Source organism: Gimesia chilikensis, assembly GCF_008329715.1.
Classification (GTDB): Bacteria; Planctomycetota; Planctomycetia; order Planctomycetales; family Planctomycetaceae; genus Gimesia; species Gimesia chilikensis.
In genome coordinates this window covers 602416-618727 of sequence record NZ_VTSR01000007.1, presented here as the reverse complement: position 1 = coordinate 618727, position 16312 = coordinate 602416, and the positions used below count along the sequence as shown (strand labels likewise).

At 52.4% G+C, this 16312-nt stretch carries 14 protein-coding genes; 8 read left to right on the top strand and 6 right to left on the bottom strand.

Going from position 1 to position 16312, the window contains the following annotated elements:
- Positions 1–87 precede the first annotated feature (87 nt).
- The 6 genes from FYZ48_RS12105 to leuC all read right to left on the bottom strand — a co-directional run bounded on the left by FYZ48_RS12105 (position 88) and on the right by leuC (position 7957).
- Positions 88–1374 carry an MFS transporter gene (locus FYZ48_RS12105; RefSeq protein WP_149340639.1) on the bottom strand — a complete coding sequence of 429 codons (1287 nt, stop codon included), beginning with the start codon at positions 1372–1374 and terminating at the stop codon, positions 88–90.
- Positions 1375–1491: 117 nt separating this feature from the next.
- Positions 1492–3039, bottom strand: coding sequence for a Gfo/Idh/MocA family protein (locus FYZ48_RS12100; protein WP_145185607.1), 1548 nt, complete (start codon positions 3037–3039; stop codon positions 1492–1494).
- Between the two features lie 132 nt (positions 3040–3171).
- Positions 3172–4413, bottom strand: a complete 1242-nt coding sequence (locus tag FYZ48_RS12095) for a DoxX family membrane protein (RefSeq protein WP_149340637.1) — start codon at positions 4411–4413, stop codon at positions 3172–3174.
- 260 nt (positions 4414–4673) lie between these two features.
- Positions 4674–5777 carry an FAD:protein FMN transferase gene (locus FYZ48_RS12090; protein ID WP_149340635.1) on the bottom strand — a complete coding sequence of 368 codons (1104 nt, stop codon included), beginning with the start codon at positions 5775–5777 and terminating at the stop codon, positions 4674–4676.
- A 94-nt stretch (positions 5778–5871) separates the two neighbouring features.
- The gene (gene leuD / locus FYZ48_RS12085) at positions 5872–6462 is read right to left on the bottom strand and encodes a 3-isopropylmalate dehydratase small subunit (protein ID WP_145041366.1); all 591 of its coding nucleotides are present in this window, start codon (positions 6460–6462) and stop codon (positions 5872–5874) included.
- 73 nt (positions 6463–6535) lie between these two features.
- Positions 6536–7957 (bottom strand): 3-isopropylmalate dehydratase large subunit, encoded by a 1422-nt coding sequence (gene leuC, locus FYZ48_RS12080; protein WP_149340633.1) that lies wholly within the window; start codon positions 7955–7957, stop codon positions 6536–6538.
- Positions 7958–8583: 626 nt separating this feature from the next.
- On the opposite strand from leuC, the gene ffh reads away from it, so the two are divergent.
- From ffh to FYZ48_RS12040, 8 genes are all read left to right on the top strand, one after another.
- Positions 8584–10062, top strand: a complete 1479-nt coding sequence (gene ffh, locus FYZ48_RS12075) for a signal recognition particle protein (protein ID WP_149340630.1) — start codon at positions 8584–8586, stop codon at positions 10060–10062.
- A gap of 75 nt (positions 10063–10137) precedes the next feature.
- Positions 10138–10533 (top strand): 30S ribosomal protein S16, encoded by a 396-nt coding sequence (rpsP, locus tag FYZ48_RS12070; RefSeq protein ID WP_145041363.1) that lies wholly within the window; start codon positions 10138–10140, stop codon positions 10531–10533.
- A gap of 42 nt (positions 10534–10575) precedes the next feature.
- Positions 10576–11277, top strand: coding sequence for a tRNA (guanosine(37)-N1)-methyltransferase TrmD (gene trmD / locus FYZ48_RS12065; protein WP_145041362.1), 702 nt, complete (start codon positions 10576–10578; stop codon positions 11275–11277).
- Positions 11278–11350: 73 nt separating this feature from the next.
- Positions 11351–11713 (top strand): 50S ribosomal protein L19, encoded by a 363-nt coding sequence (gene rplS / locus FYZ48_RS12060; protein WP_145041361.1) that lies wholly within the window; start codon positions 11351–11353, stop codon positions 11711–11713.
- 104 nt (positions 11714–11817) lie between these two features.
- The gene (locus tag FYZ48_RS12055) at positions 11818–12216 is read left to right on the top strand and encodes a YraN family protein (protein WP_149340628.1); all 399 of its coding nucleotides are present in this window, start codon (positions 11818–11820) and stop codon (positions 12214–12216) included.
- A gap of 83 nt (positions 12217–12299) precedes the next feature.
- Positions 12300–12743 carry a RidA family protein gene (locus FYZ48_RS12050; RefSeq protein ID WP_145185582.1) on the top strand — a complete coding sequence of 148 codons (444 nt, stop codon included), beginning with the start codon at positions 12300–12302 and terminating at the stop codon, positions 12741–12743.
- Between the two features lie 593 nt (positions 12744–13336).
- A complete protein-coding gene (locus tag FYZ48_RS12045; protein ID WP_149340626.1) occupies positions 13337–14614 on the top strand; it encodes a beta-ketoacyl-[acyl-carrier-protein] synthase family protein in 1278 nt (425 codons plus the stop codon).
- Positions 14615–14801: 187 nt separating this feature from the next.
- On the top strand, positions 14802–16280 hold the full coding sequence (locus FYZ48_RS12040; protein ID WP_149340624.1) for an aldehyde dehydrogenase family protein: 1479 nt from the start codon (positions 14802–14804) through the stop codon (positions 16278–16280).
- The last annotated feature ends 32 nt before the right edge of the window (positions 16281–16312 follow it).

Here is a 16312-nt window from a genome sequence, read left to right as displayed (position 1 = left end):
CCGGAAAAGATCTGTACCAAATCTGCGGTATCTTTATCAAATTCCGGCAGTTAGGACAAGCCCGGGTTCGAAAGCCGCTCTCTGGACTTAAGTTTCGACTTGTGTAGAAACATTCGATTCTGAATTGCCTGATTTAAGACCGCTCATCAACAGCAGCCCCAGTACCATGATCCCTGCTCCCGCCCAGTAGGGAGCGGTGATGCTGCCGGCGACCAGTCCATTACTGGTCCCCTTGAACAGAATGATCCCGGCCAGCGGTCCCAGAATTCGAGCCAGAGCTGAGATACTCTGGCCGACTCCCAGAATTCCTCCCTGTTCATCATCTGAAGTATTCAGCGAAAGCAGAGACTGCAGGGAAGGGGTGGTGGCGGAAAAGCCAATCACCGAGATGGGGAGCACCGCGTAGAGCAGGGGATAGGAACCGGAATTGCCGGCGACTCCGATTAATAACAGCCCAATCACCATTAAGACGATTCCGATGAGACCCATGCGAAATTCCCCCAGCTTGGGGATCAGCCGTCGCACCAGGATGCCCTGGCTGAGTGTCAGGATCAGGCCAATGTAGGCAAAGATGAAGAAGTTGCTGCGGGCAGCAAATCCGAGTTCCTGCGTGAGCAGTGAGAGGGTGGATTCGAACTGGGCAAAGGCGAAGGTGGTTAAAAAGATGGTCAGCAGGATCAGACCGATTCGTGGTTTTGAGAGCGCGTGCCTGAAGCTGGCGACATCAAACCAGTGGTGGCGACGAGTCAGTGACTCTGCCGTTTTCTGCTGGAGTGATTCCGGTAATTTGAAAATGGACAGCAGGGCAGCGATGCCGGAGAGCACGCTGGCCACATAGCCGGGAGCAGCGCTGGGAGTCGCTCCCGCTTCTGCAGAAACAAAAGCAGCACCGATGAGTGGACCGAACGTAAATCCGATACCGAAGGCGGCACCGATCAGGGCCATGCCTTTACCGCGCTCTTTGGGACCGGTAATGTCGGCGATGTATGCTTGCGCTGTTGGAATTGTAGCTCCGGCGATGCCGGCTCCGATCCGTGTGATAAACAGCCATGTTAAAGCGCCGATTCCCAGAAATGTTCCCGTATTCCCCAGTGAGGTCGCGAAACCAAACAGGCCGTAGAAGAAGGTGGAGCCCACGAGTCCCAGAATCAAAATCGGGCGGCGTCCTACCCGGTCGGACAGGCGTCCCCAGATCGGAGCAAACAGAAACTGCATGGCGGAAAAGGATGCCATTAACAGTCCGAGCGTGGTACCGCCTGCTTCAAAATGCTCTCCATATCGCGGGAGCAGGGGGAGTACGATTCCAAAACCGAGCAGATCAATAAAAACAGTTACGAAGATGAGAAACAGGCCTGCCTTGCGTCCTTCCGACACGTGGATCCCCTTTGAAGCAGAAGTCAGTACGGTTTAAAAAGAAACAATGCCGAGGAAAGGACTCCTCGGCATTGTTGAATCATTGTCGAATTCGAGTTGGAATTCAATAGACCGCACTCAGGCAGTTTTATCTGCAAAGTCGGCTTCCGGTGTGGCCGGGTTATCGGGATCGAACCATTCCGGTTTGAACTCGATGCGGACTTTGTGTTTCATGGCCAGGTTGGCTGTGAGTGCCATGATCGCATCTGCCATCGCGACCGTACCGTTACACTTCAGGCCGCCTTCGAGAGGACCTTTGTGGTTGTCGGTACGAATACAGTGGCAGAAGTGTTCCATCTCTTCTGTATAGCCGCGGCTGATCTTGTCGCCCATAGCTTTGGTTGTGTCTGAAGCGGCAGCAGAAGGTGCTGTCGTTTCGTACGCATCCAGAACCGGGCCACTTCCATCGCTGGACTTGATGACCCACAGACGCTGGTCAGGACCACCACCACCGGTAGAAGGACTGGCTTCTTTGAAGAGCAGTGCTTCTTTTTCGGTTTTCATGATCAGGGTTCCCCGGCTACCGAGGACGGTTTCACCGTAAGGTTCCCAGCGGTTGGTGTTGATCGAGGAATAAGTCACGATGCAGATGTCACGCGGATTCGTTTCCGGATCGTAGTGAGGACCTGGGAATTCGAAGGTCACGTAGACGTGATCGTCGATCTCGCGATCATCTTCCTGTTTGTCCTTGGATCCGATGCCTTTGACACCGTAGAAGTTTTTCCCGCCGTAACCCTGAACGGCCAGCGGATGAACTTTACCCAGGAAAATACTGCAGGCATCCAGTTGGTGACTACCCAGCTCTGCCATCAGACCACCACCGGTTTTGTTGTACAGACGCCAGTTGATGAGTTCGTCCATGTTATCGTAGCCGTATTCCTGGACTACTTTCTCCAGGGCTGCTTTGTCCTCTTTGGGGACACCTTTCCGCCAGCTGTCACGACCGGGGAAGCTGTTGTTGCGGTGCCATTGAGCGCGGATGTGACGAATATCACCCAGCAGACCGGTTTTGACCAGCTGGTTGGCGTTATCGTACAGAACGCTGTAATGACGCTGGTGACCTACAGCCAGCAGCAGGTTTTTCTCGCGGGCTTTTTTGATAAGCTCTTTACACTCGGTGATGTTGTGAGCCATCAGTTTTTCTGAGAGCACATGCAGTCCTGCATCCAGAGCTGCCATGGCGATCGGAGCATGCTGACTCAAAGGAACAGCGATAACAACGGCTTCCAGACCCAACTGGTCCTTGGCTGCGATCAGTTTTTTATGGTCATCAAACTGTTTGATTTTGGCTGCTTTTTCATCACCCAGTTTGTTGATCAGGCCGACGCGGTGTTCGTTGCCGTGACCGTGCATTGCTTTCTTGCGGTTGGAAGGCCGCAGATCGGCAATCGCCACGATCTCCATGTATTCGGGCGGGTGTTGTGTGATAAGCACGCTGCCTTCATCACCGGTGCCGATAAAACCAACTTTTACCGGCTTACCTTTGAGCTTCTCATAGCCGAAGTAGGCGGCTCCCAGGCCAGTTGTCGCTGCAGCAGCGGTCGTGATGAAATCACGTCGAGTAAACGAGACAGCTTCGTTGAAGTTGTCTTTTCCGATTTGTTCCTGTTCAGGTGTCAAATTCATATTAGTTCTCCCTGGTACGCAACGCGTAAGTGTTACCTTATTGGAGGAAATTTAAGGTTTAGTGGTTATTATAGGTGGGAAACAAGGCGTTTGTAAGCTGTACCTTTGCTTATTACGTTACTTGGTACCGATTTAGCTGGCTTTATTCGCTGTTTTTTTCCGTTTCTGGAAAAATCGGTAAAACAGTCCATCAATACCAAACCATGATCCTGTCGGCAGTGCAGCGATCGCCAAAAGGGCAAGGACTTCGATCAGGTTTTTGTTGACGATGAAGCTGTGTTCCGGACCTGGTGCTTCAGGAACTCCCGGCCAGGGAGGCATTACCAGATAGAAGGAAAGCAGCATGCCGGCTGCCGCGATGGCTGCGATGCGGGTGCCCAGTCCAATCAACAACAGGATGCCCAGAACCGTTAAGCTGGCGATGGTCATCATGTTGACCCGATGAATTTGCGTGTTTTCTGGTGGAACCGGTCCGGCTGCGAGTTGCTCGGCAGTCAGAAGTTCCCGGGCTTCCGATTCCATTTCGTCTTCCATGGCGCGAATCGGGTTGACCAGTTCGCCTTTCATCTGCTGGATTTCAGACCAGATTTTGTTGAGATGATCGACTTTGTAGTCCTGGTCCGCCTTGGCCAGTTTCTGTTCGTAGCGATCCAGGGCGATCTGGTACTGTTCGATCTTACCGATCCGTTTTCCGTCGATCGTTCCTTCCTGTTCGACATCAATCTCCCCTGCCAGTTCGGGGTTACCCCGCAGCGAAGCCTGCATCTTTTCGATGTAGCTCAGACGGGAGGAGCGAGCATAGGCCTTATCAACAGCGTCGTAGAACTCGCGATCGAGTTCGGTACCGCCAGTCAGTTTACCATCGGCGCCTTTTTTGACGGGCACCATCGACTGCAGTCGCTGTTTTTCGCGAGGTGTGATGTGCTTTTCACCATCAATGAGCAGCAACTGACGTTCAGGATCGTAGCTGACCACGCTTCCAAGGCTGCCGTCGATTTTGACTTCAGGCGGTAAGGCGCTCAGTTTAGCAGCAAAATATTTATTGCCATGGATCATCTGGTGTAGACGGGACTTCTGTTCGTCGGTCAGGTTCGGGTAGTGGTTCAGGAAACGTTGTTCCCAGGCAGTCCACTTGGCTTTGACTTTGTCTGCATCCAGCCAGTTCAGGTCATTGGGGTCGCCTGTCATATCGCGGAACTGATCGCGGAAAGGGCCTTTGGCATTATTCAGATAGCCTGCAGCGGTCCAGGGCCTGGTCGAACTGAGCGTTTCAATTTTCCACATGCCTTCGTACAACAGCTGCCAGCCGATGGAAAGGCGTAAGACAACGATGAACAGGATGGCAATCCCTGTAATTTTCTTTAAATCTTGCACTCGTCAATCCTCTTGATTTTAGGGGATTTCTATGGGTTTGGCTTGTGTTTCCGTAATGGTGGTCGCGACGCTGTGTGATCAGCAGAGACAATCTGTGCTGAAATCTGACAGGCGGACGACGCTGAAGACGACAGGACATTGGCTGTCTTGTCTGAGATCAGCATTCATCAGAACAGGGCAGGCAGGTTTCTCTGGTGAAGAGAAAACAATTGCCGGAAATCAGTCTGTTCTGTTGAAGATTCCCTTATAGCGACAAACAGTTATGACAACAATTGGTCGCGGTCCAGGAACAGAAACTCATTGGGGATTCCACGAATCACCGGGGAGAGTTTTCTGCCATGCGCAGGCGGGGGAATTAAGATCGTACCGATTTCTGTATGATTATCGCAATACTCCAGAGCCTTTTCGATGCCGATTACGTAAAAAGCGGTGGAAAGTGCGTCTGCCAGGGCTGCATCAGGGGCAATAACCGTTACAGACAGTAATTCTGAGACCGGCCAGCCGGTTCTGGGGTCGAGAATATGCCCGTAACGCTTCCCTTGATGCCGAAAGTGCTGCACGGAAGAACCGCTGGTCGACATCGAGCAGTCCTTGAGCAGAATCGTCCCCAGTCGCTGACTGGTAAACAGTGGGTTTTTAATTCCCACAGGCCAGCCTGGCAGTTGATTGTGTGTGCCCCTGGCCAGAATACTGCTGAAGCCGCCGTAGAAGAGCCAGTCTTCCAGTTCCTGATCGAGCAGAAACCGTCCTGCCTGGTCCAGGGCATAGCCTTTGCCGATGCCTCCCAGGTTGAGTTCATTTTGGGGCGAGCGATAACGGATGGTGTGGGCCAGGTTGTCAAAATCGAACTGATCGATGCCCGTGTGGGACAGGCAGTCTGAAATTTCTTTTTCAGTAGGAATCCGCCCTTGCAGGCGACATTCCCGCCAGAGGGCAATCAAAGGCCCGGAGGAGGGATCGAAGCCACCTTTCGTATCAACGCAGATTTCGCGTGAGCGGTCCAGAATTTCAAACAGTCGCGGATCCATGGAGACGGCACCGTTCGCGGCCTGAGCATTGACGCGCGACATCTCACTGGTGGGCTTGTAGACGGTCATCAGATGTTCGAGCTCATGGATCAGGTCCAGAGCATCGGAGGCGTGCATCACCTGTTGACTGGGGCCGGGGTTCATGACAACCGCAAACTCAGTTGCCATGGCCCGTGTGCTCAGACGGATTGTCGAGCCGCCGGAGGGGGCCGCAAAATCTTCCGTCGCATCATTCAGGTAATCAGCAATATCATTACCGACCCGCTCCGCTGCCTGTTTCAGGACGCGGCCGGTCAGAAAGTCTCGCCGATTACTTGTCGTTTTTTTTTCAGACATGGGGACATCTTGGGTATGTCAAGTCGTGCGCTTGCCTGACAGACACCGAAACCTCCGCCCGTTCTGAAACAGGCGGAGATCTGAACGCGTTGACTCAGGCAAACGAAGTAAAGTAAGGCACATCAGCGGCCCGGTCTTTGATCTCGTCAGTACTCTTGAGCAGCTGTGCCAGGAAGTCGTAGGTACCTGTGGTTAAGGCGGAACGTGCGTTATCAGGCAGCGTACAATCGAACTCCTGATCGCCACAGCGAACTTTCATCGTCAGCAGGTCGACAGTGATTTCCTGGTCGGGATTGGCTTTCACAGCCTGATCCAGTTGTTCCAGCGCTTTACGCGAAGCACAGACGGCGGGCACACCCAGTGAGGTGCAGTTTCCGAAGAAAATTTCTGCATAGGACTCAGCGATAATCGCCTGGATTCCCCAGCGGATCAATGACTGAGGGGCGTGTTCACGCGAAGAGCCACAGCCGAAATTACGCCCGCCGATCAGGATGGACGCGTTCTGGTATTGGGGTTTATCGAACGGATGATCGGGGTCCTGCAGGCGATCATCTTCGAATGCATGTTCTCCCAGACCTTCAAAGGTCACGCACCGCAAAAAACGGGCGGGAATGATGCGGTCTGTATCGATGTCATCCAGCAGCAGAGGGATACCTGTTCCGGTTACGGATTCAATTTTAGTCATGATTCGGTCTTCAAATATATCTTAAATGGAATTGGCTGTTCGTAAGGTTGGACGGTCCTGTGAGCGTGACGGATTACGCGGTAGCAGCACCTGACAGTTCGCGGACATCGGTGACGCAGCCACTGACGGCAGCAGCGGCAACCATGGTTGGGCTCATCAGCAGGGTACGGCCTGTGGGGCTCCCCTGTCGTCCTTTGAAATTACGGTTGCTGGAAGAAGCACACAGCTGGTTGCCCACCAGTTTGTCCGGGTTCATGGCCAGACACATGGAGCAACCGGCTTCGCGCCATTCAAAGCCAGCTTCGATGAAGATTTTATCCAGCCCTTCTTCGATGGCCTGTTTACGAACCAGCTGAGAGCCGGGAACAACGAGGGCTTTAACGTGTTCAGCCACATGCCGTCCCTCGACGACTTTCGCTGCTTCACGCAGGTCGGAAATTCGCGAGTTGGTACATGAGCCGATGAAAGCGACGTCGATCTTCTGGCCTTTGATCGGCTGGTTCTCTTCGAGTTCCATGTAACGATAGGCTTCTTTGATCAGTGTCTGCTCGTCTGCAGGATAGCTGGAGACAGCGGGCAGTGACTCAGAAACGCCGACGGATTGGGCGGGGGTGATCCCCCAGGTCACGGTAGGTTCGATATCAGCTGCATCGAATTCAACAACATCATCAAACTCGGCGTCAGGACCAGAGGCCAGACTGAGCCACCATTCGGCTGCTTTATCGAAGGCTTCTCCCTGAGGAGCATGCGGACGTCCCCGGAGGTAGTCGACAGTGGTCTGGTCGGGATTGATGTATCCACAGCGGGCACCACCCTCGATGCTCATGTTGCAGACCGTCATCCGCTCTTCCATCGTCATCCGGTCGAAGACGTCGCCGGCATATTCATAAGCGTATCCAACACCACCTTGAACGCCCAGTTTGCGGATGATGTAAAGGGTTACATCCTTTGCGGTTACGCCTGGTCCAAGTTCGCCGTTCACTTTGACCTGACGGACTTTAGGACGTCCCAGTGCCATGGTCTGGGTGGCCAGCACATGGGCAACCTGGCTGGTTCCGATTCCCAGTGCAATCGAACCAAAAGCGCCGTGAGTACTCGTATGGCTGTCACCACAGACAATTGTCATGCCGGGTTGTGTCAGTCCCTGTTCCGGGCCAACGACGTGCACAATACCCTGACGGTTATCGGAGACGTCCAGCAGCGTAACGCCGAATTCCGCACAGTTCTTCTCGATCGCGGACATCATCTGTTCTGCCAGGTTGTCTTCGAAGGGGCGTGCCTGATTCTCAGTAGGGACGATGTGGTCGACTGTGGCAATAGTCCGTTCGGGGAACAGAACTTTAAGACCGCGATCACGTAACATTTCGAAAGCTTGAGGACTGGTCACTTCATGAATCAGGTGCAGGCCGATCAGCAGCTGATCCTGACCGGATTCCAGAGTTTTGACAGCGTGTAAATCCCAGACTTTGTTAAACAGGTTTTGTGTGTTACTCATTTTCGTTTTCTTCGTTCCAACTTGGATAGTTCTCTGACAGAATCGTTTGACCAGGTCTTGCCGGTGATGAATTGTGGTCACACTCATTAAGACGTGACACGATAGCAGGCTGGACGGTTCTTGTGTACTGGTGGCCAGTTAAGGCGGGAGCAGTCTTTCGCAATCACGAACCATACACGATCTGGTGCCTGATTATAAGGTTTCCGGGATCAACAAATCCAAAAAAACAGCTGCAGCCCCATCAGGGGCAGATAATCGGCTGACACAGAGTTCGCTGCCTGCTGACATTATTGCAGAATGTTGTGGCTTGTGTATAACATTGTAGGAATTCTGTGGACCAAAAGGGGTAAGAATTTTAAAAAGGTGGGCTGGAACCGTTGTGTATTGTTCAGTCAGTTTTTAAACTCCACGGCTTGATGCAAGTTATTGCCTCATCATAACTTCATGAATACCAACAGCGAAATCGACAGTCTCCGCGTGTTTTAACCTGCGGTTATTGCTTGGCTTACGTTGCGTGTTGGCGCTCAGTTTCCATCGAGAACGAGTTGATTTGAAGCACTGTTTTTATCGCTTTTCCAGGCGATAAATGCACCCACGATTAACATTTAACGGTCTGGTTATCTAAAGTGTTTGAAGGATTAACTGCCAATCTGAAAGATGCACTCACCGGTCTTGCCCGGGGTGGAAAGCTCACCGAAGGCAATATCAGGGACGGGTTGCGCCAGGTCAGACAGGCGTTGCTGGAAGCAGACGTTAATTATGAAATAGCCACCAGCTTTATTGATCGGGTGACCGAGCAGGCAGTTGGTGAAAAAGTTCTGAAAGCCGTTCGCCCTGATGAGCAGATCATCGGGATCGTCCACCAGGAACTGATCAACCTGATGGGCCCGGTCGAACCCGGTTTCGAATTCAAAAAGTCAGGTATCACCGTCATTATGATGTGTGGTCTGCAGGGGAGTGGTAAAACCACAACCTGTGGTAAGCTGGCCCGCCTGCTGAAAGAGCAGGGACGTAAGCCAATGCTTGTCGCTGCCGACTTGCAGCGTCCTGCGGCGATTGAACAGTTGAAAGTCATTGCCGGTCAGGTAGAAGTGCCGGTTCATGCAGAGGCTCCGGACGGAAACAACGCCGTCAAAGTCTGTCAGAATGGTCTCAGTCAGGCGAAGAAGCTCGGGAATGTCGATACGGTTATTCTCGACACCGCCGGTCGTCTGCACATTGACGAAGATCTGATGAAAGAGCTGGAGCAGATCGAACGTAAGCTCCAGCCCGACCAGGTCATTTTTGCTTGCGACGCGATGACAGGTCAGGACGCAGTCAACAGTGCCAAAGCGTTCAACGAAGCGCTGGAACTGGATGGCGTCATTCTGACCAAACTGGATGGTGACACCCGTGGTGGTGCCGCTCTGAGTGTGAAGGAAGTCACCGGAGTTCCCATCAAGTTTATCGGTGTCGGAGAAGCCCTCGATCGCCTGGAAACATTCCACCCAGACCGGATGGCAGGACGTATTCTGGGTATGGGCGATGTCGTCTCTCTGGTGGAGAAGGCGCAGCAGCAGTTTAATGAAGAAGAAGCGGCCGACCTCCAGAACCGAATGGCACAGGGTAAATTTACCCTGACTGATTTCCAGAAGCAGATGGCGACCATCCGCAAAATGGGTCCCATGCGGGAAATCATGAAAATGATTCCCGGAGTGGGGGGACTGCTGGATACAAATCCGGATGTCGACCCTGGTGCGGAAATGAAGCGGATTGATGCGATTATCGGTTCGATGACTCCCGCAGAACGGGAAAATCCCGAACTGATCGATCACAGCCGTCGCCGCCGGATTGCCATGGGAAGTGGCTCCGATCCTTCGGATATCAGTCGTCTGGTCAAGGATTTCAACAACATGGCCGGCATGATGCAGAAAATGGCCGGCATGGGCATGCGTGACAAGATGAAAGCGATGCGCGAGCTCTCTTCCGGGGGCATGATGGACCCCATGGGAGGCATGACCAAGAAAAAAGAACGCAGCAAGCGTGGTGGTGATATCAACAAGCTGCGTGAGAAACGAAAAAAAGACAAAAAAGCCAAAAAGAAACAGCGAAAAAAGAATCGCTGATTCAGAGGCGATCTCAATTGAATTCAATTTTTGTATCTTCCAAAGTTTAGAGTTAGTATCCTAAAGGAGAAATTTGTGGCAGTTCGAATTCGTATGAAAAGAATGGGCCGGACACATCGCCCGTTCTATCGTATTTGTGTAATGGATTCACGCAAACAACGTGACGGTGAAGCGATCGAAGAAATTGGTACCTATGACACTTCCGTCGCTGACAAAGCACAGCGCGTCTCGATCGACATGGAACGTGTTGACTACTGGATGTCAGTTGGTGCAAAACCTTCCGAAAATGTGGCAACACTGATCAAGAAGGTCAAGAAAAACAAATTCGGTTCCGCTGCGGCACCGGCTCCCATGCAGGCTCCCAAAGAACCTCCTGCTCCCGAACCGGAAGCAGAAGCTGGCGAATCAGCTGAAACAGCTGAAGCACCTGCAGAAGAGACCGCTGCTGAAGAAACCCCGACAGAAGAGTAAGGTCTGCGTCAGCCCTGACGTTTTGCTCTGTGAGTGAGCATTATGCGATTTGATATTCTGACTTTGTTTCCCGAACTGTTTGACAGCTATCTTGAGCAGGGGTTGCTCAAGCGGGCGATTCAAAATCAACTGGTCGAAATTCAGCGTTGGAATTTCAGGGACTGGGCAACAGACAAGCATGCCTCGGTAGATGATCGCCCTTACGGCGGTGGACCAGGGATGCTGATAGGCTGTGACACGGTCTATCAATGTGTCGAGCATGTTCAACAGGTGGTTCCGGAACCCGGTAAGCTGATCATGTTGACCCCCCAGGGGAAAACACTGAATCAGAAACTGGCCCAGGAGTTATCCCAGGAACGGCAGCTCACCTTATTGTGTGGAAGATACGAGGGGTTCGACGAACGGATCCGCATTGGTCTGGAGCCAATGGAAATTTCGGCAGGCGACTTCATCACCAACGGAGGGGAAGTCCCGGCCATGTTGATTATCGAGACTGTGATCCGGCTCATACCCGGAGTACTCGGAGACGAGAGCAGTGCCAAGTATGATTCCTTTTCGGAATCGGGACTGCTCGAATATCCGCAGTACACGCGGCCTCAAAACTTTCGTGGAATGGAAGTTCCGGAAGTATTATTAAGTGGAAATCATCAGGAGATTGCGCGCTGGCGGCATGAGCAGAGTCTGCAGCGAACTCGCGAGCGACGAAATGATCTTCTCACTGAGTCGGAATCAAATTCAACCTGATTTTTTAATGTAAACAGCACGTTCCCAGGGGCTCATTCAGAGTCAGTCAGGCGTGCCAAGAGGACTTGAAGTCATGCAGGAATTATTGAAAAAAGTAGAAGAATCAAGCCTTCGTGAAGAGCCGCTTGAGTTCGAAATCGGCGATACCGTCGACGTGCATACCCGTATCAAGGAAGGTAACAAGGAACGCATCCAGGTTTTCACTGGTGTTGTGATTGCCCGTCGCGGCAGCGGAACCCGTGAAAACTTCACCGTTCGTCGCATCGTAGCCGGTGAAGGTGTAGAGCGAATTTTCCCTGTGCACTCTCCCAAAATCGCCAAACTGGATGTCAAACGGCACGGTCGCGTTCGTCGCGCCAAACTGTACTACCTCCGCGATCGCGTTGGTAAAGCAACCCGTCTGACTGAGCGTCGCGCCAAAAGAGACGGCGAGTAATCGATCGAAACAGAAACAGCAGCACTGTCACTGCAGCAGTGCTGCTGTTAGACGTTCTGGTGCGCACTTGCGATTGAGCCTGCCCCTTGTCGAAGAGGCTGCTTATGGCTGGAAACTGGTTTGGCAGATTTCTGGGTGATCGGGGTGAGCGTGCCGCCGTCCGCTATCTGAAACAAAACCGTTATCAGATTCTTGCTCGACAGTATCGCACTGAACTCGGCGAAATCGACATTATCGCCCTCGATCAGGAAACGGTCGTCTTTGTCGAAGTCAAAACCAGGAAATCAACCGCGAAAGGTCAGCCCTTCGAGTCCGTAACAGGACAAAAGCAGAAACAGCTGACCCGTCTGGCAGGCGTCTTTCTTAAAAAGCACGGCCTGCTGAAACATCCCGCGCGGTTCGATGTGATCTCCATTCTCTGGCAGGCAGAACAGAAGCAGCCTGAAATTCAGCATTTTCAAAATGCCTTCCCTCCGGCGGGGGACTTCCAGTTCTTTATCTGAGTCACCTCGATTGTAAATCGGGGACAATCCTTCTAAAGTACGCGGAATGAATTACTAAATGTTCTTTCCTGAAGGAGTCGACTATGTCCGCTGAGCAGAAAGCTGCTGAACTGGGTCTGAATTTTGAGCCAATTGAACCTGGGTATCTCAATCTCTGTATTCGTACCGGTAACCTGTTGATGACTTCTGGTCATGTGAGTGATCAGAAAGGACGTCTGGGTGAAAACGTAAGTCTCGAAGAAGGGATTGCTGCGGCCCGCGATTGTGCCGTCAAGATTCTACGGTCAGTTCGGGATGAGCACGGAACACTCGATGGACTGCGGGTCATCAAGCTGCTGGGCTGCGTCAACTCGACTCCTGATTTTACCGATCAGCACCTGGTGATTAATGGTGCTTCTGATCTGTTCCACGAGCTCTACGGCAAGACCGGCGATGGTTACCACGCCCGCAGTGCACTCGGTTTTGCGGCTCTGCCTACAGGTGTGGCTGTTGAAGTAGAGGCGATTTTTGAAATTATCGATGCATAATTGACGGCCTGGCTGCTGAAGTGTCAAACTCTGGCAGTCAGGCTGAAAGTACCGTTCAGGGCGGCTTTTCTGTGAATTCGCTTGACAAATTTGTCTGGGAAGTGTGTAATACACCTTGATTGGTATCTACCAGAAACCAGGTATGATTGAAGGGGACCTCAATTATATTATTAGTTCTGGATGGATTTCACTCAAAACTGTGAAAAGGATTTCCAACCTGAAACGGGAGTTTTACCTCTCATTCCACCTTGCTTTTATAGCACCTTCCTTGAGTTCTGCGGGCGCAGTCCGGAATTAAGTCTCACCTTTTTGCCAACTGGCCTGCTAACCGGTTATAGCGATATAACTTGTTAAATCTGACTACTTTAAGGGATATTAAGCGGGGTTTGAGATCACTCTCAGATTTTGGGTTGCCTTTTTCCGATAATAAAACAGGAGAAGGAACTCGAGATAAGCTGCAGTGGTAATTCTCCATTTGCTTGATACAGAATGTGTTAAGTCGAGAGTTACGTAGATCTTATAACTATAGGCTGAAACAGTTCGTAAAAGGGACTGGAATTGTTTCTCTGTAGGAAATTAAGGGTCAGGCTAAGATGGCTGGGTCAAATCAAACGCGCGTGGTCATTTCCGGAATTGGAGTTGTATCTCCAATTGGTATCGGCATAGACAGTTTTTGGCGCAATATATGTTCAGGTGTTTCGGGGATTGATCGTCTGCAATCAATTCCGATCGAGAATCTTCCGTCCAAACTGGCTGCAGAAGTCAAAGACTTCAATCCGGACGAGCACCTCTACAACAAGAAATTCATCAAAGTCATGTCACGCGACATCCAGCTTGGGGTGTCTGCTGCTTCCGATGCTGTGAAAAACGCAGGTATCAAGCGGGGAAACGTCGATCCTGAGCGTTTTGGTGTCTCCTTTGGTGCCGGTCATATTCCGACGACTCCCGATGAACTGGTCGAGGCCGTCAACCGTTGTGCCGCAGATGATTCATTCGAGGTCACCCGTTGGGGTGAGGATGTTCTGGGGCAGATCACTCCACTTTGGATGCTGCGACAACTTCCCAACATGCCTGCCTGCCATATTTCAATCGAGCATAACGCCCAAGGACCGAATAACACGATTACCAGCCAGGACTCTTCTGCCTTACTGGCTCTGGCTGAAGCGATGCGATGGATCAAGCGTGGTGCAGTCGACTGCATGGTTGTCGGAGCCTGTACCTCCAACATCAACCCCGTCGATCTGTCCCGGAAGAATCTCATCGATCTGCTGTCACGCGATGAAGATCCCAAACGTGCCTGTCGTCCATTCGATCGTGATCGCAATGGTACGATTCTCGGTGAAGGTGCTGCAGCTTTCGTGGTCGAAAACTACGATCACGCCGTTCGCCGCGGTGCTGAAATCTATGCGGAAGTAATCGGACTCGGTGCCGGCTGTGATGGCAGTTCAGACGAGCAGAACGATACCGGCCTGATGCGGGCTGTTGAATCGGCTGTCCGTCAGGCAGGAATCAGACCTTCCGAACTGGGGCACATCAATGCCCATGGTAAGAGCACGAAGATCGACGATCAGGTAGAAGCACGTGCTTATCATCGTCTGTTCGGCGATGATGCGGTGAAGATCCCGATTACCGCACTGAAGAGCTACTTCGGTCACTTCGATGCCGGCTCTGGAGCTGTTGAACTCGCAGCCAGTATTCTGTCGCTGCGGCATGGTGCAACTCCAGCCACCTTGAACTACGAAACGCCGGATCCATTGTGTAACCTGGATATCGTGCACGGTGAAGTGCGGCCGCTCATTACACCAACGACGATGTCGGTCAGCCGTACATCCTTTGGTCAGAGTGCTGCCGCGATTCTGCGGGCCATCTAAGTCAGTCGTTTCTGATAAGAATCACTCTCACTGCGTGAATTCTGCGCGCAGTCCCACATCCCTCTTGAGAAGCAGAGCAAAAAACATCAGAATGTAAGGGTAGAGCAGACCTGTCTTTAGTGTCTGTTGATGAACAACCTTTGTTCCTGATCCAATTACGCTCGCTAGAACCTCAGGAGATCACGTCATGGCCACAGGCGCTTTAGATACCGTAGCAGCTACTCCCCAGATTCGCAGAACTCAGTTACTGATCGATGGTGAATGGCGCGATGCGGTCAGCGGGAAAACCTTTGCGACAGTCAATCCGGCTACAGAAGAAATCATCGCAGAAGTAGCGGAAGGGGATGCAGCTGACATCGATCTGGCCGTTAAAGCTGCCAGGGCTGCTTTTGAAACAGGACCCTGGTCGAAGATGGATGCCCGGGATCGAGGGCGGCTGATGTACCGTCTGGCCGACCTGATTGAAGAAAACATTGAAGAGCTGTCTGCGCTGGAGTCTCTGGATAACGGCAAACCCATTCGAGACAGTCGTGCTGCAGACCTGCCTCTGGTGATTGACTGCCTGCGGTACTATGCCGGCTGGGCAGACAAGATCGAAGGCACGACCATTCCAATTCGCGGCAACCATTTCTGCTACACCCGACGGGAACCCATTGGTGTCGCCGGTCAGATCATTCCCTGGAACTTTCCATTACTGATGGTTGCCTGGAAATGGGCACCTGCTCTGGCGGCCGGTTGCACAATCGTCATGAAGCCGGCAGAACAGACGCCGCTTTCCTGCCTGCGTCTGGCGGAACTGGCGATGGAGGCCGGTTATCCACCGGGAGTCATCAATGTGGTACCTGGTTACGGTCCCACTGCAGGGGCCGCTTTAGTCAAGCATCCGGATGTCGATAAGATTGCCTTCACAGGGGAAGATGCGACCGCCAAAATCATCATGGCGGATGCAGCCCAGACCCTGAAACGCCTGACATTTGAACTGGGAGGGAAAAGTCCGAATGTCGTTTTCGCCGACAGCGATCTGGACGCTGCTGTCGCGGGGGCTGAGTTCGGGTTGTTCTTCAACCAGGGGCAGTGCTGTTGTGCCGGCAGTCGACTGTTCGTTGAAGAGGCCGTTCATGAGGAATTCGTGGCCAAGATTGTCAAGAGAGCCTCGGCCCGTAAGCTGGGAGATCCTCTCAATCCCGAAACCACTCAAGGCCCACAGGTCGATCAGGCACAGATGGAGAAGATTCTGAGCTACATCCAGAAAGGGACCGAAGCCGGGGCAAAATGCGTAACTGGTGGTTCCCGGTTTGGCGAGAAAGGCTATTTTGTAGAGCCGACGGTCTTCGATCAGGTGACCGATGATATGCCGATTGCCACCGATGAAATTTTCGGGCCGGTAATGAGCATTCTTCCGTTCAAAAGCCTGGATGAAGTCATTACGCGAGCCAACAACACCCAGTTTGGGCTGGCGGCAGCGGTCTGGACCAGTGATGTGAAAAAAGCACACCTCATGGCTCAGAGTATCAAGGCCGGAACCGTCTGGGTGAACTGCTACGATGTGTTTGATGCTGCCGCTCCCTTTGGTGGATTCAAACGGAGTGGCATCGGGCGTGAGTTGGGTGCGGCCGGGCTGGCCAACTATACAGAATTGAAGACGGTGACCATGAATCTGGACTGATCGTCTCACCAGGCCCAGGCGGCTTCTCGATG